Here is a 24,109-nt window from a genome sequence, read left to right on the forward strand (position 1 = left end):
TTCGAGCTTAAACACTACAGTCATTATTTTTATCGAATAAATACTAAAAAAGGAAAGATTGTGTTAAACAAATACCCTTTATGGAAAACACTAATGGTGGCAATGATTGTCGCTTTAGGTGCGCTCTATGCATTACCAAACATATATGGTGAAGCACCTGCAGTGCAAGTATCTGGATTACGTGGCGTTGAAGCTAATGCTGCTACGCTTGATACCATCAAAGCACAATTACAACAAAACAACCTGACTTTTGACAGTATTGCTTTAGAAAACGGACAAGTATTAACGCGCTTTAAAAATACTGAAGATCAGCTTAAAGCCCGTGACGTTCTTGATGACTCTTTAGGTAATAAATTCTCAGTTGCTTTAAACTTAACGCCTAATACACCTGATTGGTTAGCCTCAATTGGCGGTACGCCAATGAAGTTAGGTTTAGATTTAAGTGGTGGTGTTAGCTTCTTGATGGAAGTCAATATGCAAGCGGCTATCAATAAAGCTCAAGAAGGTATGGTAAGTGACTTTCGCGGCGACTTACGCAATGAAAAAATTCGCTACCGCAGTGTTAAAGAAACAAAAGACGCTGTGCAGGTAATATTTCGCAAAGTGGAAGACTTAGAAGCTGGTGAGTCATTATTGAAAAAACGCTATCGCGATTTATTGTTAACTACTGATGAAGATAAGTTAACGCTAACTGCGAAAATGACTGATCAAAAACTTAAAGAAGTACGTGAATACGCTTTACAGCAAAACATCACTATTATTCGTAATCGTGTTAATGAATTAGGTGTTGCTGAGCCTTTGGTCCAACGCCAAGGTCAAAAACATATTGTTATCGAATTACCCGGTGTTCAAGACACAGCTAAAGCAAAAGAAATTCTTAATGCGACTGCAACAATTGAATTCAGATTAGTCGATACCGAAGGTGACTTATCACAAGCCTTAAATGGTCGTATACCTGCAAATGCTATTTTATTAACAGACAAAGACGGTAAACCTACGCTATTGAAAAAACGTGTGATGCTAACCGGTGATCATATTACCGATGCTAAATCAGGTTTTGACGAGTACTCTCGCCCAGAAGTAAACATTTCTCTTGATAGCGCTGGTGGCTCTAAAATGTCTAGCGGTACCAAAAGTAATATAGGTCAACCAATGGCAACCGTATTTATTGAATACAAAGCCACAGACCGTAAAGATGCTGAAGGTAATATCATTTTTGAAAAAGTTGAAGAGATAATCTCCGTTGCTACCATTCAAGCCCGATTAGGTAAAAGCTTCCGTATTACTGGCGCAGGCAGTGCTTCTGAAGCACATAATCTTGCTTTATTATTACGTGCAGGCGCGTTAATTGCGCCAATTACCATTGTTGAAGAGCGTACTGTTGGTCCAACGTTAGGTGCTGAAAACGTACGACTTGGTTTTGAAGCCATCATGATGGGATTTGGTTTAGTATTTATCTTTATGATGATTTACTACCGCGCTTTTGGCGTAGTTGCAAACCTTGCGCTTGGTGCTAACTTAATATTAATCGTTGGTATCATGTCTATGATCCCAGGTGCCACCTTAACTCTACCAGGTATGGCGGGTATCGTATTAACAGTAGGTATGGCGGTTGATGCAAACGTACTTATATTTGAGCGTATTCGTGAAGAAATACGTGAAGGTAAAACGATACAACAATCTATTCATCAAGGTTATGAAGCTGCCATTTCAACTATTGTTGATGCCAATATCACTACCTTAATTGCGGCATTAATTTTATTCGCTATCGGTACTGGACCTGTTAAAGGTTTTGCGGTGACATTATCAATCGGTATTCTTACCTCAATGTTTACCTCAGTTGTTGTATCGCGCAGTATAGTTAACGTTGTTTGGGGTGGTAAACGCCTTGATAAAATCTCAATATAATTAAGACAGGATTTAACATTATGGAATTATTTCGATTAAAAAATACTGTCAACTTTATGAGTTATCGTAAGATAGCCATGGTTTTCAGTGCATTACTAATGATTGCCTCGGTTGTATCGTTAGCGACTAACAAATTAAATTTTGGTTTAGACTTCACCGGCGGTACCTTAATTGAGGTGGGTTTTCCACAAGCTGCTGATTTAGAAATGCTTCGTGGCGTAATGAGCGAAAATGGTTTTGACGACGCTAAAGTACAATTTTATGGTAGTAGCCGTGATGTTGTCATTCGTTTAGGTTTACGTGATGACGTAAAAGCCGAAATGCTTGGTAACGAAGTACTTGATATATTACAAAATGCAACAGGTGACGCGGTTGATATGCGCCGCATTGAGTTTGTTGGTGCAAGTGTTGGTGATGAATTAGCAGAGCAGGGCGGTTTAGCTATGTTAACCGCACTTATCTGTATTTTGATTTACGTGGCATTTCGCTTTGAATGGCGTTTTGCTGTTGGCTCAGTAGTGGCGTTATTTCACGATGTATTGTTAACACTTGGTTTATTCTCGGTTTTACAACTAGAATTTGACTTAACGGTATTAGCAGCGATATTAGCGGTAATTGGTTACTCACTTAATGATACAATTGTTGTATCAGACCGTATTCGCGAAAACTTTAGAAAGATACGTGAGAGTAACGCTGAAGAAATCATCAATATTTCTTTAACACAAACGCTTAGCCGTACTTTTATTACCTCAATTACAACGCTATTAGTATTAGCAGCCTTATTCTTTCAAGGTGGTGCATTAATTCACGGTTTTGCTACGGCATTATTATTTGGTGTGTTTGTTGGTACTTACTCGTCAATTTATGTAGCAAGTTTAGTCGCTTTGTCATTAGGTATTTCGAAAGAAGATTTAATACCAGAAGTGATTGAAAAAGAAGGCGCAGATCAAGAAGCGATGATGCCTTAACGGTAGACGTTTAATTTTGCGTTGAATATATTATTAACAAAAACCGAATAACCAATGTTATTCGGTTTTTTTATTATTTTCATTACTATAATCGCTAACTATAATTACTCATTGTTACAATGTTTATTGGCGTAGTGATATTCAGCTCTGTATAAATAACCTCATTCAATGGTAATATTACCCATATTATTGATTTAGCCGTTAAACATTAACTTTGCAGCAGTAACACTGCACTATTCCTCTATAGTTAATGCCTTCTATAGCTAATGGTATCTATTGTAACGTCTATAAACATCATCTTACCGAAAGGAACCTACTTATGATTGATTACCTTTCAATTTTTATTTTCTTCTTTGCAGTCATAGATCCTATTGGTACAGTGCCGGTATTTATTGCTGTAACCCGTCAATTTGACGAAAGAACAAAACGAATGATTGCGATTAAGGCCACTCTTTTTGCAACAGCCATTTTAATGTTTTTTGTTGTTGCGGGTGAAGTTATCCTAAATGCTATGGGCATTCCATTACCTGCATTTCAAATTGCCGGTGGTATTGTCCTGTTTCTTTTTGCTCTTTCAATGATTTTTGGTGATGGTAAACCTGAAACCGAAATTAAGTTAGCAACTAGTGGTAATGAAACCGCTATTTACCCACTGGCTGTGCCATCTATCGCCAGTCCAGGAGCTATGCTAGCAGCAGTATTAATGACCGAAAACGGTCGCTATAATCTTATTGAGCAAACATTAACAGCAGGCATGATGTTAGCTGTTTTAGGCGTTGTTTTTATATTATTACTGAGTGCTACTTGGATTTACCGAGTTGTTGGTAGCAGTGGTGCAAGTATTATTAGTCGAGTAATGGGCTTGATCCTCGCCTCGGTAGCTACTTCGAATGTACTATCAGGCATTACAACCTATTTTTCTTTGTAACTACCTGGGTTCAGCTTATTTAACTCAACTTAACTTAACTTATTTTATCAATATTGCTTCTGGGCAAAGGATAACTTAATAGACTTGGCAGTATGCTTACTGTATGCTGCACGCCCCTCCATGCTGTCACTTTTTCAAAGACCGGTCAGTATTTTTGATATTTTATAATCTTTTTAAAGAGAGCATTTATGAGTGATAACCTTAACACCTCTGCAGATAACACCTCAGCAAAAATCGCCTTACCTGAAGAGACCTTTGCTGAAAATTTTTCAGAATTGGGCTTATCTGACGCTATATTAAAAGCGGTTAATGACAAAGGTTATACCAAACCTTCTCCTATTCAAGCACAAGCTATCCCAGCGGTTATTTCAGGTCGTGATGTCATGGCAGCAGCACAAACTGGTACAGGTAAAACAGCGGGGTTTACTTTGCCGTTACTACAACTTCTTTCGAGCGAAAAGAGTAGAAAAGTATCAGCAAACAATGTGCGCGCCTTAATTCTTACACCAACGCGTGAATTAGCAGCACAAATAAGTGAAAGCATAGAAATGTACGGTAAGTATTTAAACTTACACTCTACGGTTGTATTTGGCGGCGTTAAAATTAACCCACAAATGATGCGTTTACGCCAAGGTGTTGATGTACTTGTAGCAACGCCAGGTCGCTTATTAGATTTATATAATCAAAATGCGGTTAAATTTAGTCAACTTGAAGTATTTATTTTAGATGAAGCAGATCGCATGTTAGACATGGGTTTTCTTCGTGATATCAAAAAAGTGATTTCGGCTTTACCTAAAACTCGCCAAAACTTATTATTTTCAGCAACTTTTTCACCAGATATTCGTGCGTTAGCTAAAACCTTAGTAAATAATCCATTAGAAATTTCAGTGAATGCTGAAAACTCAACAGCTGAAAAAGTAACTCAATGGCTAACCGCTGTTGATAAAAAACGCAAAGCTGATGTGCTAATTCACTTAATACAAGAAAATAATTGGCAACAAGCGCTAGTTTTTACTAAAACCAAACATGGCGCGAACAAGCTAACCAAACAACTTGAAGCTGAAGGAATTACCGCAGCAGCTATTCATGGCAATAAAAGCCAAGGAGCACGTACTAGAGCTCTTGCAGAGTTTAAAGATGGCTCAGTAAGGGTATTGGTAGCTACAGATATTGCTGCGCGTGGTATTGATATTGATTTATTACCACAAGTAGTTAACTTTGACTTGCCAAATGTTCCTGAAGATTATGTGCATCGTATTGGTCGTACAGCGCGTGCGGGCAATACTGGACAAGCATTATCACTCGTTTGTGCTGATGAATTAGAACAGTTGTGGGACATTGAACATGTTATTCAACAACATATTGAACGTAAAGTGATTGAGCAGTTTATACCTGTAAATGAGTTGGGTGATTCGCGTCCAATTAGAGCATTAAAACACGGTAAACCGCCAAAAGCCAAAAGCGCTAATGCGGGGAGCAATCGAAACGGCGGTCGCGGTAAAGCTGAGCATAAAGATGGCCAACGTTCGGGTAGAAATGCTAATGGTAATAAGCCTAAAACCCCGAATGATCAAGCACGACGTAAACAGCCTGAAAATGGTGATGGTCCTAAACCTCGTAGACCGAGACGCTAATTCGTTAGGGCTTCGTTAGTGGGCCGTTAGGGTAAAATACATAAAAAGCCGATGATCAATAGATACTCTATTAATCATCGGCTTTTTTGTTATCACATGGAATAAATCTACAAGGTTAAATCAACGCAATAAATTAAGGTGCTAAATATCCTAGGTTAGTTAATTGTTCGCTTGGGAATATGCCAACGACATCGCCTATGACAATTAAGCTAGGCGGAGTGATGTTATGTTTAGTTACTAACTCAGTTAAGTTTGAGATATTACCCTTGATCACCTTTTGATCTTGGCGAGTGCCTTTTCGAATTACTGCCGCAGGTGTGTCTAACTCACGGCCAGCTTTAATAAATTCTTCGATAATTCTAGGTAAACTTTTTATACCCATATAAAACACAATAGTTTGCTCTTTATCGCTTAACGCATTCCATGGTAAATCTAATGCACCATTATCTTGCACGTTGCCAGTTATAAAGGTGCAACTTCTTGCTACTTTTCGGTGCGTCAAAGGAATTCCAGCATAGCTAGTACAGGCTGAAGCAGCGGTCATTCCAGGAACAATATGACAAGCAATGCCGTTACTTAATAAAAATTGAGCTTCTTCAGAGCCTCTACCAAATACGAAAGGGTCGCCACCTTTTAAACGAACTACCTTTTTACCTAACAGAGCAAAATCAACTAATAACTGGTTGATGCCATCTTGTGGAACCCTATGGTCTGCCTGTTTTTTACCAACATATATTTGCTGACAATCGCTTGGTAATAGCGCCATTATTTCTGCACTGACTAAGCGGTCGTAAATAACGACTTCTGCTTGCTTAATAAAACGGTAAGCTTGTAGAGTCAGTAAATCTGGATCTCCAGGTCCTGCGCCAACTAAAGCTACTTCACCAGCAATAAATGCCTGTTTTAATTTATTCGTATATTCCATGAGATCTCTTAACTTGTATTTTTAACCGCTTGGTGTGCCTAAAGCAAAAAAGGCGCCACATTATTTTCTTTAAAATAATGATAGCGCCTTTTTTAAATATCTAAATAGGTATTGTTGATTTAGCAATATTACTTGCTAAGCGCATCGCCTAAATGAGGACGAATTTCTTGTAAAATATCTTTTAAAATACGTGTGTTTGCGGCAACAATATTACCTGATTGAGCGTGGTTATGACCGCCAGTAAAGTCAGTGACTAAGCCACCAGCTTCAATTACTAATAATTCACCTGCAGCTGTATCCCAAGGTTTTAAACCAATCTCAAAGAAACCATCTACACGCCCAGCAGCAACATAAGCAAGATCAAGTGCAGCTGAACCGCCACGGCGCATATCTGACGTTTTTTGGAATAACGCGCTAAACATTGCCATATAAGCAGCAGTATGTTGTTTTTGTTTGAAAGGGAAGCCTGTTGCTAAAATAGTGCCAGCAAGTTCTTTATTTTTGCTAATACGGATTCTAAAACCGTTTAATTGTGCGCCTTTACCACGACTTGCAGTGAATAATTCACCACGTACAGGATCAAATACAACCGCTTGATCTAATTTGCCTTTTACTTTTAATGCGATAGAAACAGCAAAATGAGGAATGCCTTTAACGAAGTTAGATGTACCGTCTAGTGGATCAACAATCCATTGGTAATCATCGTCTTTGCCTTTTAAAACACCAGATTCTTCGCCAATAATAGTGTGATCTGGGTATGATTTACGAATAGTATCAATAATGGCTTCTTCAGAAAGAAGATCAACGCTAGTGACGAAATCGTTAGTTCCTTTTGATTGAACTTCAACTTTATCAAGTTGCTCCATAGAGCGAACGATAACTTTACCGGCTGTACGCGCTGCGCGCACGGCAATATTTAGCATTGGATGCATTATAGTGTACCTATTTGTAAATAAATTTTAAAAGAACAATAAATCCCAAGCTAACATTGTCTTGGTGATTGTTTGAAATCGATAATTAATTAAAGACCAAATGAAATTAACTTGTAAATATTAACTTCTAATTATTAACTCTAATTAATAAAGATCATAGACCGAAATATATAATTGAAAAATCGAGCGCGCAAATTATAGCAAATAAAATTTTATTAAGCGATAGGCTAATTAAAATAATGTTTAATAAATAAACAGTTTTATTCATTACCTCTAATATATATGGCAAAAAATGAGAATGGATAAATTTACCACACTATAAATAGGTAATTTACCGTACTTTTGTTAGCCACAGGGGGAATCATCTATGATAGAATACGCCGATTAAGATCGGGTAAATACGATAACCAATACGAATAACGTAAATTTAAGTAGAGTGAAAATGTCAGATTCTCAACAAGAAAAAAGCTCAAGTTCATTATTAGACCGCGTAAAAATAGTGTTAGTTAATACCTCTGATTGTCGTAATATCGGCAGTGCAGCGCGTGCGATGAAAACTATGGGTTTAAGTCAACTTATACTAGTTGACCCAATTGAAATGCCAAATGGTCAAGCACAAGCACTTGCTGCTGGCGCAACTGATGTTTTAGCCAACGCTAAAGTAGTAAGTACTTTAGAAGAAGCCGTTGAAGACTGTGGTTTAGTAGTTGGTACAAGTGCACGTTCACGTACTCTACCATGGCCGATGCTTGAACCTCGTGGTTGTGGTGAGAAAATGATTCTTGAAGCTGAAGAGTATCCGGTAGCTTTAGTGTTTGGCCGTGAAAATAGCGGTTTGACTAATGAAGAATTACAAATGTGTCATTTTCATGTACAAATTCCAGCTAACCCAGATTACAGTTCATTGAATTTAGCGATGGCCGTACAAACATTAAGTTATGAAGTACGCACCAGTTATTTACTCAGCCATGATCAAAACTATCAAGAGCGTAGTACAGGTAACGGTAATTCTATTGCTAAACCAAAAAATGAAGACGATGAACTTTATCCGGTAATTGAAGAAACTGAACGTTTTTATGAGCATTTTGAAAAAGCGCTTAAATCGACTGGCTTTATTGTTGAAAACCATCCTGGTTTAGTTATGACAAAAATAAGACGTTTATTTAACCGTGCCCGCCCTGACGTAAAAGAAGTTAAAATGATGCGTGGTATTTTTGCCTCAATGGAAAGATCAAGTAAAGACAAGTCATAGTCAATATTTGCTTAGATTATTAATAGAACTGCTCTAAGAATCAAAGAAAGGATAAGTTTATGTTTAGCCGTATCAAAGAAGATATCAACAGTGTCTTTGATAGAGACCCAGCCGCTCGCACTAGTTTAGAGGTATTACTAAATTACCCAGGTTTACACGCCATTTGGTGTCACCGTATTAGCCATAAATTATGGAAAGCTAATTGGAAGTTGCTAGCGCGTATTTTTTCTACCTTTTCACGTTGGTTAACGGGTATTGAAATTCATCCAGGTGCAACTATTGGCCGACGCTTTTTTATTGATCACGGTATGGGCGTAGTAATTGGTGGTACGGCTGAAATAGGTGACGACGTAACACTTTACCAAGGTGTTACTTTGGGTGGTACTAGCTGGAAACCAGGTAAGCGACATCCAACCTTAGAAGATAACGTAGTGGTAGGCGCAGGCGCACAAGTGTTAGGGCCAATCACAATTGGAAAGGGCGGTAAAGTTGGTTCTAACTCGGTTGTAGTTAAAGATTTACCTGCTGATGCAACTGCGGTAGGCATTCCAGCTAGAATTATCACCAATAAAAAGAACAATGATGAAACACAACAACGAGAAGCTGTTGCTAAAAAATATGGTTTTGATGCCTATGGTGTTTCTAATGACAACCCCGATCCTGTTGCTAAAGCAATCGGTCGTTTATTAGATCATATGCATTTAATGGACGCTAAAGTCAGTGAACTTTGTAAAGAAGTGAATACTTTAGGCGGTGATGTTTGCTCGCAAAACTTACCTGAGTTGAGCGTGGGTGAGTTTGATGAAGATGAAAAAGCAGCAGCAAAACGTCGTGAAAGTAAAGTAGCAAGTTTCGACCCTGAAATATAGCACGTACTCCTCGGAAAAGACTGCCAGGTTGTTAGGCAAAGACTCTAACAGTTGCATACAATAACTGCTTTGAATTTAATATGTTAAGCAATAGTTGACTAATTTAGTCAACTATTGCTTTTAGCCTTATTTTAAATGGTGTATAATACTTGAGTAAATTACTAGGTTATTAATTTGACTAATTTGTAGGGTTATGTAAAATGCGCAGCCAACAATTGTTCATCGCAAACGCAATAAAATAAAACTAAGTGTTTTGTTAAATATTTCGCCATGATGTGTTGTTGATTAATAATTTAAATTTAGCTGTCCTACTAAATTCATATTAACTAACGTTTTGAGTACACAATCCAGTGTTTGAGAGCAGATTATGAAACTTACTTCTAAAGGTCGTTACGCAGTTACTGCCATGTTAGATGTCACTATTCATGCCGTATCTGGACCTGTTTCTTTGGCTGACATTTCAGAACGTCAAGGCATATCCTTGTCTTATTTAGAGCAACTTTTCTCTCGATTGAGAAAAGAAGGACTCGTCACTAGTGTTCGTGGTCCGGGTGGCGGTTATCGCTTAGGAAGATGTTCTGCGCAAATAGCGGTTGCAGATGTTATTGCAGCTGTTAATGAAAGTGTCGACGCGACCAAATGCTCAGGCAAAGGTAATTGCCAAGACAGTGAACAATGCTTAACTCATTCGCTTTGGGAAGGGTTAAGTAATCGAATTGAAGAATTTTTGCAAAATATCACCTTATCAGAGCTAGTGAATAAGCGTGATGTGCAAGACGTATCTAAGCGCCAAGATCACAAACAATTCAATGCGACTAAAAGCATAGCCTTAGAGACATTAATAGCAACTAAAAGTGTAACGAGCGACTGGTAAATAACCTGTCGATACGTATTAAAGATTTATTATCGGAGAGAGTTAGCTAATGAAGCTTCCTATATATTTTGATTATTCAGCTACTACACCAGTAGACAAACGTGTTGCAGAAAAAATGATGCAATACATGACCAACGAAGGTCACTTTGGTAACCCTGCATCACGTTCACATAAGTTTGGTTGGCAAGCTGAAGAAGCTGTTGATATCGCGCGTAACCAAATTGCTGAATTGATTAATGCTGACCCACGTGAAATTGTTTTCACTTCGGGCGCTACAGAATCAAACAACTTAGCCATTAAAGGCGCTGCTAACTTCTATAAGAAGAAAGGTAAGCATATCATTACTTGTAAAACTGAGCACAAAGCAGTTTTAGATACATGTCGTGAATTAGAGCGTCAAGGTTTTGAAGTTACTTATCTTGATCCTGAAGAAAATGGTTTAATTGACCTAAACAAATTAAACGACGCAATGCGTGATGACACTGTTTTAGTTAGCATCATGCATGTAAACAATGAAATTGGTGTTATTCAAGACATCAGTGAAATTGGCGAAATGTGTCGTGCACGTAAAATTGTTTTCCATGTAGATGCAGCACAAAGTGCCGGTAAAATTAATATCGACATGCAAGTAATGAAAGTTGATCTAATGTCAATTTCAGCACACAAAATGTATGGCCCTAAAGGTATTGGCGCGTTATACGTTAGCCGTAAGCCGCGTATTCGTTTAGAAGCACAAACACACGGTGGCGGACATGAGCGTGGTATGCGCTCTGGTACGTTAGCTACACACCAAATTGTTGGTATGGGTGAAGCGTGTCGTTTAGCTAAAGCTGAAATGGCACAAGATCTTGCACACGTTACTGCAATGCGCGACCGTTTATGGGCTGGCGTAAATGCAATGGAACAAGTATTCATTAATGGCGATGCTGATAAACGTTACCCAGGTAACTTAAATGTGAGCTTCAACTTTGTTGAAGGTGAATCACTTATCATGGCATTAAAAGACTTAGCAGTATCTTCAGGTAGTGCTTGTACTTCAGCAAGTTTAGAACCGTCTTATGTGCTTCGTGCTTTAGGCTTAAATGATGAAATGGCGCATAGCTCAATTCGTTTCAGCTTTGGTCGCTTCACTACAACTGAAGAAGTTGATTATGCAATTAACCTAATTAAAGGCGCAATTGGTCATTTACGTGACATGTCGCCACTTTGGGAAATGTTCCAAGACGGTATCGATTTAGATTCGATTGAATGGGCGGCTCACTAAGTTTTACGTAACGTAATACTCAGTAGAACTCATTATTTTAATTACATTTAGTGTCAAATAAGTCCTGTCAGGATTTTCCTGAACATTATTTGGCACAAGCTAGGAGAGTAACATGGCTTACAGCGAAAAAGTACTAGACCATTATGAGAACCCACGTAACGTAGGTTCACTTGATAAAAACGACCCATCAGTAGCAACTGGTATGGTTGGCGCACCAGCATGTGGTGACGTAATGAAGTTACAACTTAAGATTTCTGCTGAAGGTATCATTGAAGATGCTAAATTCAAAACTTACGGTTGTGGCTCTGCAATTGCTTCTAGTTCATTAGTAACAGAGTGGGTTAAAGGCAAGTCAATTGACGAAGCTGGCGCTATTAAAAACACTGATATTGCTGAAGAGTTAGCATTACCACCAGTAAAAATTCATTGTTCTATTTTGGCTGAAGATGCCATTAAAGCGGCAATTGAAGATTATAAGACTAAACAAGGTAAATAACGGAGAAACCAATGTCTGTAACCATGACACCTGCAGCAGCTGAACGAGTTAAATCATTCATGCAAAACCGTGGCAAAGGACTTGGGCTTCGCTTGGGTATTAAAACCACTGGTTGTTCAGGTTTAGCCTATGTGCTTGAATTTGTAGATGACCTTAACGAAGATGATGAAATGTTTTCTATTGATGACGTTAATATCATTATCGACGCGAAAAGCTTGGTTTATCTTGATGGTATTCAGCTCGACTTTACTAAAGAAGGCCTGAACGAAGGTTTTAAGTTCACCAATCCTAACGCCAAAGGCGAATGTGGATGTGGTGAGTCGTTCAACGTTTAATTTGCTTTTTATCTCTTTGTTGTTTTAAACAGTTTCGTTGTTAGAAGTGCTCATTGACTAGCGTCAACTCCGCGCTTCTTCCTAGAAACTGAATAAAACAGCGTTGAGCTAAACAGCAAATGTATTTTTTCCTATTAAATTAGAGAAGATTCATTTTGAATTACTTCCAACAATTTGGTATTGAAGCTTCCTTTGATATCGACTTACAGCAACTTTCTTCTAGTTACCAAACCTTGCAAAAGTCTGTACATCCTGACAAGTTTGCTCACGCCTCTGAACAAGACCAACGTATTGCGGTGCAAAAATCTGCACACATTAACGATGCTTATCAAACATTAAAAAATCCTTTGTTGCGTGCTGAATATATCCTTAAAGAGCGTGGTGTTGATATGCCAAACGAGCAACATACTTTTGGCGATACCAGTTTTTTAATGCATCAAATGGAATTGCGTGAAATGCTTGAAGATATCAAACATGCAAGTGATATTGATCAAGCGTTACTTGAGGCACAGCGTGTTTTTTCAAGTGAATATTTAGAACTTTCTCAAGCGATGAGAGCTGAAATTATTGAAAATACTGAGGCATCAAATAGTGCTGCATGCGATAATTTGCGTAAATTAAAGTTCTATCAAAAACTGAATGTTGAAATGGAGCGTCTCGAAGAAAGCTTGTTTGATGATTAATTTATCTGTTAATACAAAGTGTTAAAAGCGAGTCAATACAAAATTAATCTCGACTTTTTGAAAATGAAATCACTGAACTAGATTTCTGAACTGAACTGAAAATACTGAAGTAGATTACCGAACTAAATTACAGAACTAAATTACAGAACTAAATACTGAATCATACTGAAATAAAAAACTGAGTTTAATCATGGCTTTATTACAAATTGCAGAACCCGGTCAAAGTACCGTTCCTCATGAACACAGATTAGCAGCAGGCATCGACTTGGGTACAACCAACTCATTGATCGCCAGTGTGCAAAGCGGAAACCCGCGTACGTTGATTGATGAACAAGGTCGTGACATATTACCTTCAGTTGTGAGTTATCAAACTGAAAGTATTCTCGTAGGACATGATGCGCAAGCATTAAGCGTAACCGACCCTGAAAATACTATAACCTCAGCAAAGCGCTTAATTGGTCGTTCTTTAGCTGATATTCGAAGTAAATATCCGTCGTTACCTTATGATTTTTGTGGTGATGAAAATCACCCAGAAATAACCACCCGACAAGGTGCGGTTAATCCAGTACAAGTTTCAGCACAAATATTAAAAACGTTAAACTTAAGAGCGCAAGCCGCTTTAGGTGGCGAGTTAACTGGCGTGGTTATTACCGTACCTGCGCATTTTGATGATGCACAACGTCAAAGCACTAAAGACGCAGCAAAACTTGCAGGCGTAAATGTGTTACGTTTATTGAATGAGCCAACCGCTGCCGCAGTAGCTTACGGACTTGATTCAGGTCAAGAGGGCGTTATCGCGGTATATGACCTTGGTGGCGGTACGTTTGATATTTCAATTCTACGTTTAAACAAAGGTGTTTTTGAAGTACTCGCAACCGGTGGTGATTCAGCATTAGGTGGTGATGATTTTGATGTGGTTTTAGTTGACTATATAATTGAGCAAGCAGGCCTAGTTAGACCATTATCAACCTCATTAGAACGTCAATTAATGCAACAAGCCTGTGCTGCTAAAGAGCAGTTAACAGACAACGACCAAGTTGACATTACCCTTAGCCTAGAAAACGATACTTCGTGGACACAAAGCTTAACTAAAGCTAAGTTCAACGAACTTATTGGCGCATTGGTGAATAAAACTTTACGTGCGTGTCGTCGTACCTTAAAAGATGCTGGCATCACTATTGATGAAGTGATTGAAACGGTAATGGTTGGTGGCTCTACACGTGTACCTTTAGTGCGCAGTGAAGTAGAAAAATACTTCAATAAAACACCGTTAACATCTATCGACCCTGATAAAGTAGTGGCAATTGGCGCAGCTATTCAAGCCGATATTTTAGCGGGCAATAAACCTGATAGTGACATGTTATTACTTGATGTTATTCCATTATCCCTTGGCTTAGAAACTATGGGCGGTTTAGTTGAAAAAGTTATTTCGCGTAACACCACAATACCAGTGGCTAAAGCGCAAGAATTTACTACCTTTAAAGACGGTCAAACAGCTATGGCTGTGCACGTATTACAAGGTGAGCGTGAATTAGTTGATGATTGTCGCTCACTTGCACGTTTTGAATTACGCGGTATTCCGCCAATGACCGCAGGTGCTGCTCATATTCGTGTAACTTTCAAAGTTGATGCTGATGGTTTACTCTCTGTGTCAGCAATGGAAAAATCAACAGGTGTTGAATCAAGCATTGAAGTAAAACCATCATTTGGACTTGATGATAATCAAATCAGTCAAATGATAAAAGACTCAATGAGCAATGCTGCTGAAGACATGCAAGCACGTATGTTAAAAGAGCAACAAGTAGAAGCGGCACGTGTTATTGAATCAGTTCAAGCAGCATTAGTTGCGGATAGTTATTTACTGAACAATGAAGAAATACAAGCCATTGAAAAAACTATTCAATCACTTAGCGATGTAAGCCAAGGTGATGATATTAAAGCGATTGAAGTCGCTCTTAAAGAAATAAGCGATAGTACAGACATATTTGCTGAACGTCGCATGGACAGCTCAATAAGCAAAGCCCTTGCAGGCCAAGCAGTTGACAAGATTTAAATAATTATGTTCGGCGAAAGCCTCGCAAGCAGAGAATTAATAAAATGCCAAAAATTATATTTTTACCAAACGAAGAATTATGTCCAGACGGCGCAGTTGTTGAAGCAGAAGCTGGCGAAAGCGTACTTAATGTTGCGTTAAGAAATGATATCGGAATAGAGCACGCCTGTGAAAAAGTATGTGCTTGTACTACCTGTCACGTTATTATTCGTGAAGGTTTTGACTCGATTGAAGAAGGTGATGAGCTAGAAGAAGACATGCTTGATAAAGCATGGGGTTTAGAGCCAGAATCACGTCTTAGCTGCCAGTCAATTGTTGGTAACGAAGACTTAGTAGTTGATATTCCTAAGTACACGGTAAACATGGTATCTGAAAACCATTAATTGATTTCAGCTGCTATTTAACTTTAGATGATTATTAAGAAAGCCATTAACATGAAAATGTTAATGGCTTTTTTTATCTAAAGTATTCAAACAAGAATTTATACTGGTAAAAAGCAGTTGTTTATTACTCATTTTTAGCTTATTTTAATTAACTGTTACTATGTCCTGAGTAAAGCGTTACATGCTTATTTAACGTGTTATATTAGCAAGTTATATGAGAAAATTAGGTTACCAGTTGTAAAAATTTTGACCGCATAAAACAAAACACTCCAATTAGTTATAGATAGTAAATTTAAAAGGAAAATCGTCTGATGAGAAATGAAGCTCGTAAAACCTTACTCTGTGCTACCTTATTTTTAACCTCCATATTTATACCTATTTCGGCTTCTGCCGACGATAGCGTTGAAGGGCGTGTTGAAGCAAATGGTGTACCTATAGCCAAAGCTAACGTAAGCCTTTGGCTCGCTACTTCAGGCGCGCCAAAGAAACTTGCACAAACTAAAACAACAGAACAAGGCACCTTTGACTTAACGGCTGCTAGCGATAAACACAACGATGGCGTACTTTACCTCATTGCTGAGGGGGGTGTAGCGCTCGATTCAAAATCGCGAGCGGGGAATATGTCAAATTCCGCGACTACCTTGATGACTATTCTAGGCGATGAATTACCAGATCAAATTACGATTAACGAACTTACCACAGTCGCCTCTGCATGGACGAGTGCGCAGTTCCTGAAAGGTAACGCATTAAGTGGCAATGTACTGGGCTTAAAGATCGCCGCTGGTAATGTGCCAAATTTGGTGGATATCGAAACTGGCGGTTTGGGCTCAGTTATTATTAATCCGTTGAACGGCCCTCAAACTACTTCATTGGCCAAAATGAATACGCTTGGTCTTTTGTTATCAGCTTGTGTTACTGCAATACCAAATGCGTGTAACAAGCTTTTTGCAGCAACGACTTCACCGAACGGAATCGTGCCAACCAACACCCTATCTGCGGCGCAGAATATTGCTCGAAATTCGTCACATAATGCAGACAAACTATTTAGGCTCCTGAATGATTTCTACCCTGTGCCTGAAGGTAAGCGGTATCGCGATGTAGTTCACCTTCCATATCTTACTTTTGCTCCTAGCTCATGGACTTTGTCGTTGGTTTATTCGGGTGGCGGTTATTCAGGCGTTGGCGGCATAGCTATCGACGGCGAGGGTAACATGTGGTCGAACAACAATTTCATGCTTGGCGCACAAACCACTATATTTGATCAATTCGGTAGCGGCATCTCGAAATTTGCACCGAACGGTCGTCCGTTGTCGCCACCTATCACTGGTTATCTAGGCGGTGGTGTTGACAGTGCGGGGTGGGGTATTGCCATTTCTGACGATGACAAAGTTTGGGTAACTAGCTTAATAGGTAGTAACATTTCTGTATTTGATCGCAACAACGGTAAACCACTTTCGCCAGAAACCGGCTACGACTTCGGCGGAAAACTAGGTCAAATGCAAGGCATTATTGTAACTCCAAAAGGCGACGTATGGGCAGTTGATCACGGGCACAGTCAAATTGTTCATATGCCTGAGGGAGACGCTTCGAAAGGACGTATTCTCGGCAAAAGCGTAGACGGAAAACCTGAACATGGAACTCTTGCAGTTAAGGAACCTTTTGGTATCGCCATCGATCAGAAAGAGCAAATTTGGATCACTAACAGTGGCACTAACACGGTAACCCGTTTTCCTGCTAACAATCCGAGCAACGCCGTTGAGTTCGAGGTCGGATACGCTCCGCACGCCATTGCAATTGATAGCCAAGGTAATGCTTGGGTCGCTAACTCAATAGGTCATCCTGGTTTAAGGGAAAAATTGGCGTTCATTAAACAAAAATTTGATGCAAAAATTGCGAACTACACTGAGTCTATGTCAGACGAAGAACGCGCAGCTAAAGGTTGGATCGATTTATGGGATATCGCTGATGAATACCCTGGTGGCGATGTGTCGATGATCCGCGCTGACGGCACTATTATGGGACCTTTTAGTGCTGGCAATAGCATGAACGGTGCTTGGGGTGTTTCCATTGACGGCAACGACAATGTTTGGGTTTCAAATTCAATGAGCCATACCATCACTCACTTATGTGGCGTTCGCACTGAAAACTGTCCGGCGGGACTTAAAACTGGCGATCCTATTTCACCAGCGGGTGGCTACTTCGGCGGTTTACAAACCATTACTGGTATAGCTCTCGATCCTGCAGGAAATGTTTGGGTTGCTAACAGTTGGAACGAAACTGATATTGGCTTTAGTGAAGTGCCGGAAGAGGCGCTGTCTACTCGTTTTGCCGCTAACACCACTGTGGTTTTCTTCGGCTTGGCTAAACCAATAAGTACGCCGTTAATCGGGCCTGCTGTAGGTAAATAACCTATAAGGTGAGGCTCAGTAAATTGAGACTTCTCTATTAAATTTTATGATACCAAATAACGGCTTACTTGCTATCAAGTAAGCCGTTATTGATCATGCATATTTTGTAAGTGTGGTTAATTTTTTTACAATTTAGCCAGTTCTTGGCAAGCGCGTTTGCAGGCTTCCACCAAGCGAGGAAGGTATTCTTGCGTGGTAATACCAAACCTTAGGGTGTCTTGTTCATCACTCAAACGGCAATAAACGCCTTGCTGGCAAAGTAGGTGATACAACTGTTTGGCAATACTCTGTACATTACATGGTTCATTACATGGCTGATTAAAACTCAGGGTGAGAAATAAATCACAGCCGTTTATATCTCGTAAAATATCAGTCGAAAATGAGCTTTTAAGTATTAACTCTTGGGCAACTCTTAAGTTGTGTAAAGTTTCGCGTTGCTTAGCTTGCCACAAGCTATCTTGTAATGCGTGTTGAGCAATAACTTGCGCAGGGCCGTTAATTTGCCAAGGGCCAAGCAAGGCTTTAAAGGTGTCACACCATTGTTGGTTCGCAATTAAAAAACCAATGCGAATACCCGCTAAACCAAAAAACTTACCAAATGAACGTAATATTAAACAATGATCACTTTGGCTTTGCTCTTGGCTTTGCTCTTGGCTTTCTAGGGAACTTTGACTTGGCGTGTAGCTTTTGCCTTCGCTTGTCTCAGCATGAACATCAGCATTATTAGTAATGTTAATGATGTTAGCAGTATGCTCTGGCATAACATCCATAAAGGCTTCATCAAGTACTAACAAGCCATTAAGTTGCTGTAATTTAGCCTTATATTTATCAATAACCGCTTTTTCAAAAAAATAGCCTGTTGGGTTGTTAGGGTTGATGATCACCAAAACACAATTGGCTGTTAAACTGCTTAGTTCAGGTAAATTATCTTGATAAAAATGTAACTGATAACCTGCATCTTGCCATGCTTGTCCGTGCTCTTTGTAGCCGCGCTCTGGTAAATAAACATGACCAACTTGAGAATTTTCCGAACATTTTTTTTGACGATATAAATCTGGCAGGGCTTTGATAATTGCCTGACTACCATTAGTAACCATTACCGACTCACATTGATAATAGTGTTTCGCGGCGGCAATTAAATCAGGATTATACTGCGGTAATTGTTGCCAAACATGAGAAGGAATTTGCGGAATAGGGTAGCTCGTTGGCGCGATCCCCGTAGATACATCAAGCCAGTCGTGAAACGGGATACTATATTGTTGCGCAACTTGTTGTAGCTGACCGCCATGGATTAAAGCCATTATCTTCCTATTGTTCCTGTGTTCAGGTTATTTATTTATTTATTTATTTATGAAATGTGAACGTGAATGTGAATTTATAATTAGGCTGAGGTTTTAACTTAGGCTTTGTCTTAGCTTAGCTTTGGTTTTGGTTCAGCATTAGCTTTTAAAAGACGTTAGCTAAAAAAGCTTATTAACTGATAACCGATTACAACAGCAACCAATATAGCACTTGCTCGGCTAACAACCGTTAAACTACGAGGTATGTCTTCAAGCGTTACTTCACGACCATAACCTAACACTACCGAGTTAATTACTTTACCATGATACAAGGCACTGCCGCCTAGTGTTCTAGCCATTACTGTTGCACCTGCTGCCATTACCCAACCGCCATTATGACTTTTGTATTGATTACCTTGGCGGTAAGCGTTAGTTAAGGCTTTACAGACCACTTTTTGTTTTAACCCTTGAACAGCATAAAGCAAAGTGCATAACTTACCTGAGAAAAAGCCTAAGCCATCATCAAGCCGTGCACTAGCAAAACCAAAGTTAATAAACCGTGCGGTTTTGTAACCCCACATTGCGTCTAATGTGTTGGCTAATCTGTGTAATATGACCAACGGCGCGCCACCAATAAGATACCAAAATAAAGACGCTATAACAGAATCATGCCCGTTTTCTAACATCGATTCTATGGTGGCTCTCGACATTTCTTGTGGTGTAAGTTCGCTAGTGTCTCGGCTGACTAAGTAACCGGTAAACTGTCGTGCTGTGGGTAAATCACCAGACGTTAATGGCTGGTAAACTTGCATGGCATGTTGATGTAAACTGTTTAAGCCGATAGCTAAATACAGCACTGAGGCATCTAATAATATTTGCCAATACCAAGTGAAATCATTAAGAAAGTAAAAATAACAAAGCGGTAAAGGTAATACTAATAAACACCAAGAGAAAGCCCCTAACAGCTTATTATTTACTGATGGTTTATTTAATGCCGCTTCGACTTTTTTTGCGAAATAACCAAAGCCAACAAGATAATGAAAGCGTCTTGCTTCACCCAAATATTTATCAAGTAAAAGCGCAAGTATTATAGTTAGTGTGAGGGAGAATTCAGCCATTAAGTATCAGTCATTAAGTGTCAGCCACTAAATTATGCTTAAAACTATTGTCAGCATGAGAGTAGGTTAACGGTAATACACAGCCATTTTTATATAATTCGTAGGCATTCCCGTTTACGGTATTCCCTAAACGAGCTAAAAAACAACGTAATGCTTCACCATGAAAAATCACTAAGAGCCTTTTATTAGGATGATTGACTGCTAATGCTTCTAACGCATTACTAATGCGTTTTCCACATTTTATCGCACTTTCGCCACTTTTAGGCGCTAGTTCGGTAAATTGATGGAGTAGCTCATAATAATTCTCATCATGCTTTATTTCGGTAATTTCTTTACCTTGCCAAGCACCTAAGTTGCGCTCTGTTAATTCGGTTACTTGGTATATCGGAATATTTAATGTTTGCTGGCATATAACAGCGCTATCAACTGCTCGGCCAAGTGTTGAGGCAACAATTAAATCTATTTTTTTATCGATAAGTTGTAAGGCAAGTTGTTCTGATTGAAGTTTACCTAGCGGGGTCAAATCACTGTCTAATTGCCCTTGAAAGCGTTGTAATTTATTCCACTGAGTTTGACCGTGGCGAGCTAAATATAAAACTGTTTTCATGTGATAGCTCCCTCCGCTTCAAGTGACGTAGTGTTAATAATGAGTGAATTTAAAAATAAAATGATGATTTCACTACATTTAGGCGGGGAGGATAACTAAATCATTCATTAGGTTCAACGCAAATATTTTATACAAATATTTTATTTAAGTCATATTCTATTTTTCAAATAGATGTTGATGCAACATCATGTTAATTGTTGAATTAGCGCAACACATAACGTACTATTCACGCAGATTTAGGTGTCTTCCTAAGCTTCATAATATGATGTTAACGAAGATGAAACGTGAAACTGGTGAAATACCAGTACTGCCCCCGCAACGGTAACTGTGAGCAGCAACAAAACCACTGTAGTGATGTTTACTATGGGAAGGTGTTGCAGATGCGATGATCAGGAGTCCGGAGACCGGCCTAAATTAATGTTTATTATCATTAAATAAATAGTTAACTAATTAGTTATCTATTTATTGAAAAATCTAGTTAATGATGACAATAAACAATACTCGACAACTGCGGTGGGCGGTAATTCAGAGAACAGTAACTGTGCTGGATTACCACAAACACCTCGGTATTCTGCAAACACTTACTTACTTTGATTTCCAAAACCGTTAATAGAATTTAGTGAAAACGCTTAGTTAACAATAAGTTAAGACTAAGCAAATACTAATTAATGGAATCGTTATGAAATCAGCCAGCCAAACATCAAACCAAGACTCAAGTTATCAATCGACAGAACAGTTAAACGAAAATAGTAAAAAAACACCAGCTAACTTGATTATTGCAATATTTGCCGTGTTAACACTGCTTATGCTTGCTACACGCACACATCATTTTTCTAGTTTAAACCATTTACCTAGCGCCTCAATTGCTATTTTCTTCCTAGCGGGTATGTACTTACGTAATATGAAAGCCTTTTGGTTCTTCTATGTTTTGTCGGTTACTATTGATTTAGCATCTTCTTATTATCGTGGTGACTTTGGTAGCTGTATTACCACTTCGTACCCTGCGCTCGTATTAAGTTACGGCGTAATGTTTGCTGCTGGTTTTTATACTAAACCTGATTGGCAACAAAATGCGTGGCAAATCAATGCAATTAAAGTGGCATTGGCTTTATTTGTTGCTAGCTCTATTGCTTTCTTTATTTCAAACGGTAGCTACTACGCTTTATCAGGTAACTTCCCTGTATTGTCTTGGTCAGAATATTCTGCACGTGTAGACAAATATTTCTTTGGTTCTATTTCTAATCCTGTGTTCTATGTGATTTCTGCTGTGGTAATTGATTTTACGGTAAGTCATTTCTTTACCGAAAAATCGATAAACACCGATCACAATATCAGCACTAACAATAAGTTTTAATCCGTTATTTTAACTCTTTATTTCGAAAAGCGTTTTAACAACTTTTAACTTTCGTTAGTCACTGCTCGCTGACTAAATAACTGAGTAAGCTGATTTCATTAGCTTGCTCAGCTCAGCTCAAGTCTGGCCAGTTTCAATACGGATTTAACCCCCCGCTTTATTAACAGAAAAATACAGTTAAATTATAGAGAAGGATTGTCACATGACATCAGCGCCTAAGGCTGAGAAAATGTCTGAGAATAAGTTAGATAAACAGACTGAAAATAAGCAAAAATCACCTTTTCAAGGACAAATAAAACCACAGGCCGGTAGCGGTGTTTTGTGTTCGGCGCTTATTGTTGCTGCGCCACATTCAGGCTCAGGTAAAACAACAGTAACAGCTGCATTAGCACGTTATCATCGTGATCAAGGCCGTAAAGTTACCGTATTTAAAGTTGGTCCTGATTTTATCGATCCGATGATTTTACGCAAAGCCAGTGGTGAATTAGTTTATCAGTTAGATTTATGGCTTGTTGGTGAGCAAGGTTGTCGTGAGTTACTTCATCGTGCGGCGATGGAATCTGATCTTATTTTGATTGAAGGCGTTATGGGGTTATTTGATGGTAATCCTAGCAGTGCTGATTTAGCGCAATATTTCAATATTCCAGTGTTGGGTGTTATTGATGCTAAAGCTATGGCACAAACCTTTGCCGCTGTCAGTTTTGGTTTAGCTAAATTTCGTGAAAATTTACCGTTTTCAGGTGTGATTGCTAATAGAGTTAACAGCGAACGCCATGCAGAAATGCTTAGCGCTACCTTACCCGACGATATTACTTTTTATGGTCGTATCCCTAAAGACGAAGTTATTACCTTACCCGAACGTCATTTAGGTTTAGTGCAAGCACAAGAGTTGAGTGATATTGATGTTCAACTTAATCAAGCCGCTAGTCATATTGAAAATACGGGTTTAAAAGACTTACCTGCTAAAGTTGAGTTTTTTTCTCAACAACAAATTGAAAATGAAGCCGATACCGCTACAAATGTAAGTACAGGTGTAATTACTGATGAAAGCTCTGCTGAAAGTACTGATGTAGTTATTGAAGGTGCTTTAACTGGCTCGAGTATTATTATTATTCGAGACAATGCTTTTAGCTTTATTTATGCGGCGAACATCGCCTTTTTAACACAAACTGGCGCTGAGTTAATTTACTGTTCGGCACTGGATGATGACACCTTACCCGAAGGTGACATTTTATATATTCCTGGCGGTTACCCAGAATTGTATGCACAAAAATTAATGGATAATGTCAGCTTCCTTAATAGCGTTAGAGCCTTTGCAGCAAGTAACAAACCTATTGTTGCTGAATGTGGCGGCATGATGTATTTACTTGATCAACTTACCGATATGTCTGGGCAAGCGTTTTCTATGTTAGGGCTAATGCCGGGTAAAGCGGTTATGCAAAAGAAACTGGCAGCGCTTGGCTCACAATGGGTTGCGTTACCTTTCTTTGATATTGGTGATTCAGCTACAGATAATAGTGCTGCAAGTAGCTCTATTCAGGCAACAGCTAATAAGTCAAATGCCAACATAATGCGTGGCCATAGTTTTCATTACTCGAGTGCTGAAATTGACTTAACACCGGTTAGCCAAACAACGCATCATCCAAGTAAACGAGATGGCGAATTTGTTTATCAGCATAACAATATTCTTGCTTCGTACATGCACTGGTATTTTCCAAGTAATCCGAGCTTAACCTTACGTATTTTTGATAAATCACGTTATTTGTAAACAGCTTGGTAAATATTTTTTGTGAATTCCTCTTTAAATAGAGGTTAGAAGAAAATAAGTTTTTATTGTT

Annotated in this window: 21 protein-coding genes and 1 riboswitch; of the genes, 16 read left to right on the forward strand and 5 right to left on the reverse strand. The window is 38.8% G+C overall.

Going from position 1 to position 24,109, the window contains the following annotated elements; translation table 11 throughout:
• Positions 1–60: 60 nt before the first annotated feature.
• The 4 genes from secD to CWS31_RS08420 all read left to right on the forward strand — a co-directional run bounded on the left by secD (position 61) and on the right by CWS31_RS08420 (position 5,438).
• Entirely contained in the window at positions 61–1,908 is a 1,848-nt protein-coding gene (gene secD, locus CWS31_RS08405; protein ID WP_101342917.1) for a protein translocase subunit SecD, read from the forward strand.
• Positions 1,909–1,928: 20 nt separating this feature from the next.
• Positions 1,929–2,876, forward strand: a complete 948-nt coding sequence (gene secF, locus CWS31_RS08410) for a protein translocase subunit SecF (RefSeq protein WP_101342918.1) — start codon at positions 1,929–1,931, stop codon at positions 2,874–2,876.
• Between the two features lie 319 nt (positions 2,877–3,195).
• On the forward strand, positions 3,196–3,804 hold the full coding sequence (locus tag CWS31_RS08415) for a MarC family protein (RefSeq protein ID WP_101342919.1): 609 nt from the start codon (positions 3,196–3,198) through the stop codon (positions 3,802–3,804).
• A gap of 188 nt (positions 3,805–3,992) precedes the next feature.
• Entirely contained in the window at positions 3,993–5,438 is a 1,446-nt protein-coding gene (locus CWS31_RS08420; RefSeq protein WP_101342920.1) for a DEAD/DEAH box helicase, read from the forward strand.
• A 133-nt stretch (positions 5,439–5,571) separates the two neighbouring features.
• On the opposite strand, the gene cobA is transcribed toward CWS31_RS08420, so the two are convergent.
• Together cobA and suhB are read right to left on the reverse strand one after the other, a co-directional pair.
• Positions 5,572–6,363: a uroporphyrinogen-III C-methyltransferase gene (cobA, locus tag CWS31_RS08425; RefSeq protein ID WP_101342921.1), complete on the reverse strand. Its 792-nt coding sequence runs from the start codon at positions 6,361–6,363 to the stop codon at positions 5,572–5,574.
• Between the two features lie 128 nt (positions 6,364–6,491).
• Positions 6,492–7,295, reverse strand: a complete 804-nt coding sequence (gene suhB / locus CWS31_RS08430; RefSeq protein WP_101342922.1) for an inositol-1-monophosphatase — start codon at positions 7,293–7,295, stop codon at positions 6,492–6,494.
• 442 nt (positions 7,296–7,737) lie between these two features.
• Here suhB and trmJ point away from each other — a divergent pair, with 442 nt between their 5' ends.
• From trmJ to CWS31_RS08480, 10 genes are all read left to right on the forward strand, one after another.
• A complete protein-coding gene (gene trmJ / locus CWS31_RS08435; RefSeq protein ID WP_101342923.1) occupies positions 7,738–8,547 on the forward strand; it encodes a tRNA (cytosine(32)/uridine(32)-2'-O)-methyltransferase TrmJ in 810 nt (269 codons plus the stop codon).
• A gap of 59 nt (positions 8,548–8,606) precedes the next feature.
• Entirely contained in the window at positions 8,607–9,416 is an 810-nt protein-coding gene (gene cysE / locus CWS31_RS08440; protein WP_101342924.1) for a serine O-acetyltransferase, read from the forward strand.
• 367 nt (positions 9,417–9,783) lie between these two features.
• Complete coding sequence (iscR, locus tag CWS31_RS08445; RefSeq protein ID WP_101342925.1) at positions 9,784–10,290, forward strand: Fe-S cluster assembly transcriptional regulator IscR; 507 nt, start codon at positions 9,784–9,786, stop codon at positions 10,288–10,290.
• Positions 10,291–10,339: 49 nt separating this feature from the next.
• Positions 10,340–11,554 (forward strand): IscS subfamily cysteine desulfurase, encoded by a 1,215-nt coding sequence (locus CWS31_RS08450; protein ID WP_101342926.1) that lies wholly within the window; start codon positions 10,340–10,342, stop codon positions 11,552–11,554.
• A gap of 112 nt (positions 11,555–11,666) precedes the next feature.
• Positions 11,667–12,050 (forward strand): Fe-S cluster assembly scaffold IscU, encoded by a 384-nt coding sequence (gene iscU / locus CWS31_RS08455; RefSeq protein WP_101342927.1) that lies wholly within the window; start codon positions 11,667–11,669, stop codon positions 12,048–12,050.
• A gap of 11 nt (positions 12,051–12,061) precedes the next feature.
• The gene (gene iscA, locus CWS31_RS08460) at positions 12,062–12,385 is read left to right on the forward strand and encodes an iron-sulfur cluster assembly protein IscA (RefSeq protein ID WP_101342928.1); all 324 of its coding nucleotides are present in this window, start codon (positions 12,062–12,064) and stop codon (positions 12,383–12,385) included.
• 155 nt (positions 12,386–12,540) lie between these two features.
• Entirely contained in the window at positions 12,541–13,068 is a 528-nt protein-coding gene (gene hscB, locus CWS31_RS08465; protein WP_101342929.1) for a co-chaperone HscB, read from the forward strand.
• Positions 13,069–13,258: 190 nt separating this feature from the next.
• Complete coding sequence (gene hscA / locus CWS31_RS08470) at positions 13,259–15,121, forward strand: Fe-S protein assembly chaperone HscA (RefSeq protein WP_101342930.1); 1,863 nt, start codon at positions 13,259–13,261, stop codon at positions 15,119–15,121.
• Between the two features lie 44 nt (positions 15,122–15,165).
• On the forward strand, positions 15,166–15,504 hold the full coding sequence (gene fdx, locus CWS31_RS08475; protein ID WP_101342931.1) for an ISC system 2Fe-2S type ferredoxin: 339 nt from the start codon (positions 15,166–15,168) through the stop codon (positions 15,502–15,504).
• A gap of 311 nt (positions 15,505–15,815) precedes the next feature.
• The gene (locus tag CWS31_RS08480; protein WP_101342932.1) at positions 15,816–17,912 is read left to right on the forward strand and encodes a hypothetical protein; all 2,097 of its coding nucleotides are present in this window, start codon (positions 15,816–15,818) and stop codon (positions 17,910–17,912) included.
• A 125-nt stretch (positions 17,913–18,037) separates the two neighbouring features.
• Here CWS31_RS08480 and CWS31_RS08485 read toward each other — a convergent pair whose 3' ends face one another.
• The 3 genes from CWS31_RS08485 to CWS31_RS08495 all read right to left on the reverse strand — a co-directional run bounded on the left by CWS31_RS08485 (position 18,038) and on the right by CWS31_RS08495 (position 20,917).
• On the reverse strand, positions 18,038–19,213 hold the full coding sequence (locus tag CWS31_RS08485; RefSeq protein WP_101342933.1) for a threonine-phosphate decarboxylase: 1,176 nt from the start codon (positions 19,211–19,213) through the stop codon (positions 18,038–18,040).
• Between the two features lie 155 nt (positions 19,214–19,368).
• Positions 19,369–20,310 (reverse strand): cobalamin biosynthesis protein CobD/CbiB, encoded by a 942-nt coding sequence (locus CWS31_RS08490; RefSeq protein WP_101342934.1) that lies wholly within the window; start codon positions 20,308–20,310, stop codon positions 19,369–19,371.
• A gap of 13 nt (positions 20,311–20,323) precedes the next feature.
• Complete coding sequence (locus CWS31_RS08495) at positions 20,324–20,917, reverse strand: histidine phosphatase family protein (RefSeq protein WP_101342935.1); 594 nt, start codon at positions 20,915–20,917, stop codon at positions 20,324–20,326.
• Positions 20,918–21,138: 221 nt separating this feature from the next.
• Positions 21,139–21,344, forward strand: a riboswitch (cobalamin riboswitch).
• Positions 21,345–21,596: 252 nt separating this feature from the next.
• Here CWS31_RS08495 and CWS31_RS08500 point away from each other — a divergent pair.
• A complete protein-coding gene (locus CWS31_RS08500) occupies positions 21,597–22,271 on the forward strand; it encodes a hypothetical protein (RefSeq protein WP_101342936.1) in 675 nt (224 codons plus the stop codon).
• A gap of 202 nt (positions 22,272–22,473) precedes the next feature.
• Positions 22,474–24,039: a cobyrinic acid a,c-diamide synthase CobB gene (locus tag CWS31_RS08505; RefSeq protein ID WP_246143440.1), complete on the forward strand. Its 1,566-nt coding sequence runs from the start codon at positions 22,474–22,476 to the stop codon at positions 24,037–24,039.
• Positions 24,040–24,109: the final 70 nt, after the last annotated feature.

It is taken from the genome of Colwellia echini, from assembly GCF_002843355.2.
Classification (GTDB): domain Bacteria; phylum Pseudomonadota; class Gammaproteobacteria; order Enterobacterales; family Alteromonadaceae; genus Colwellia; species Colwellia echini.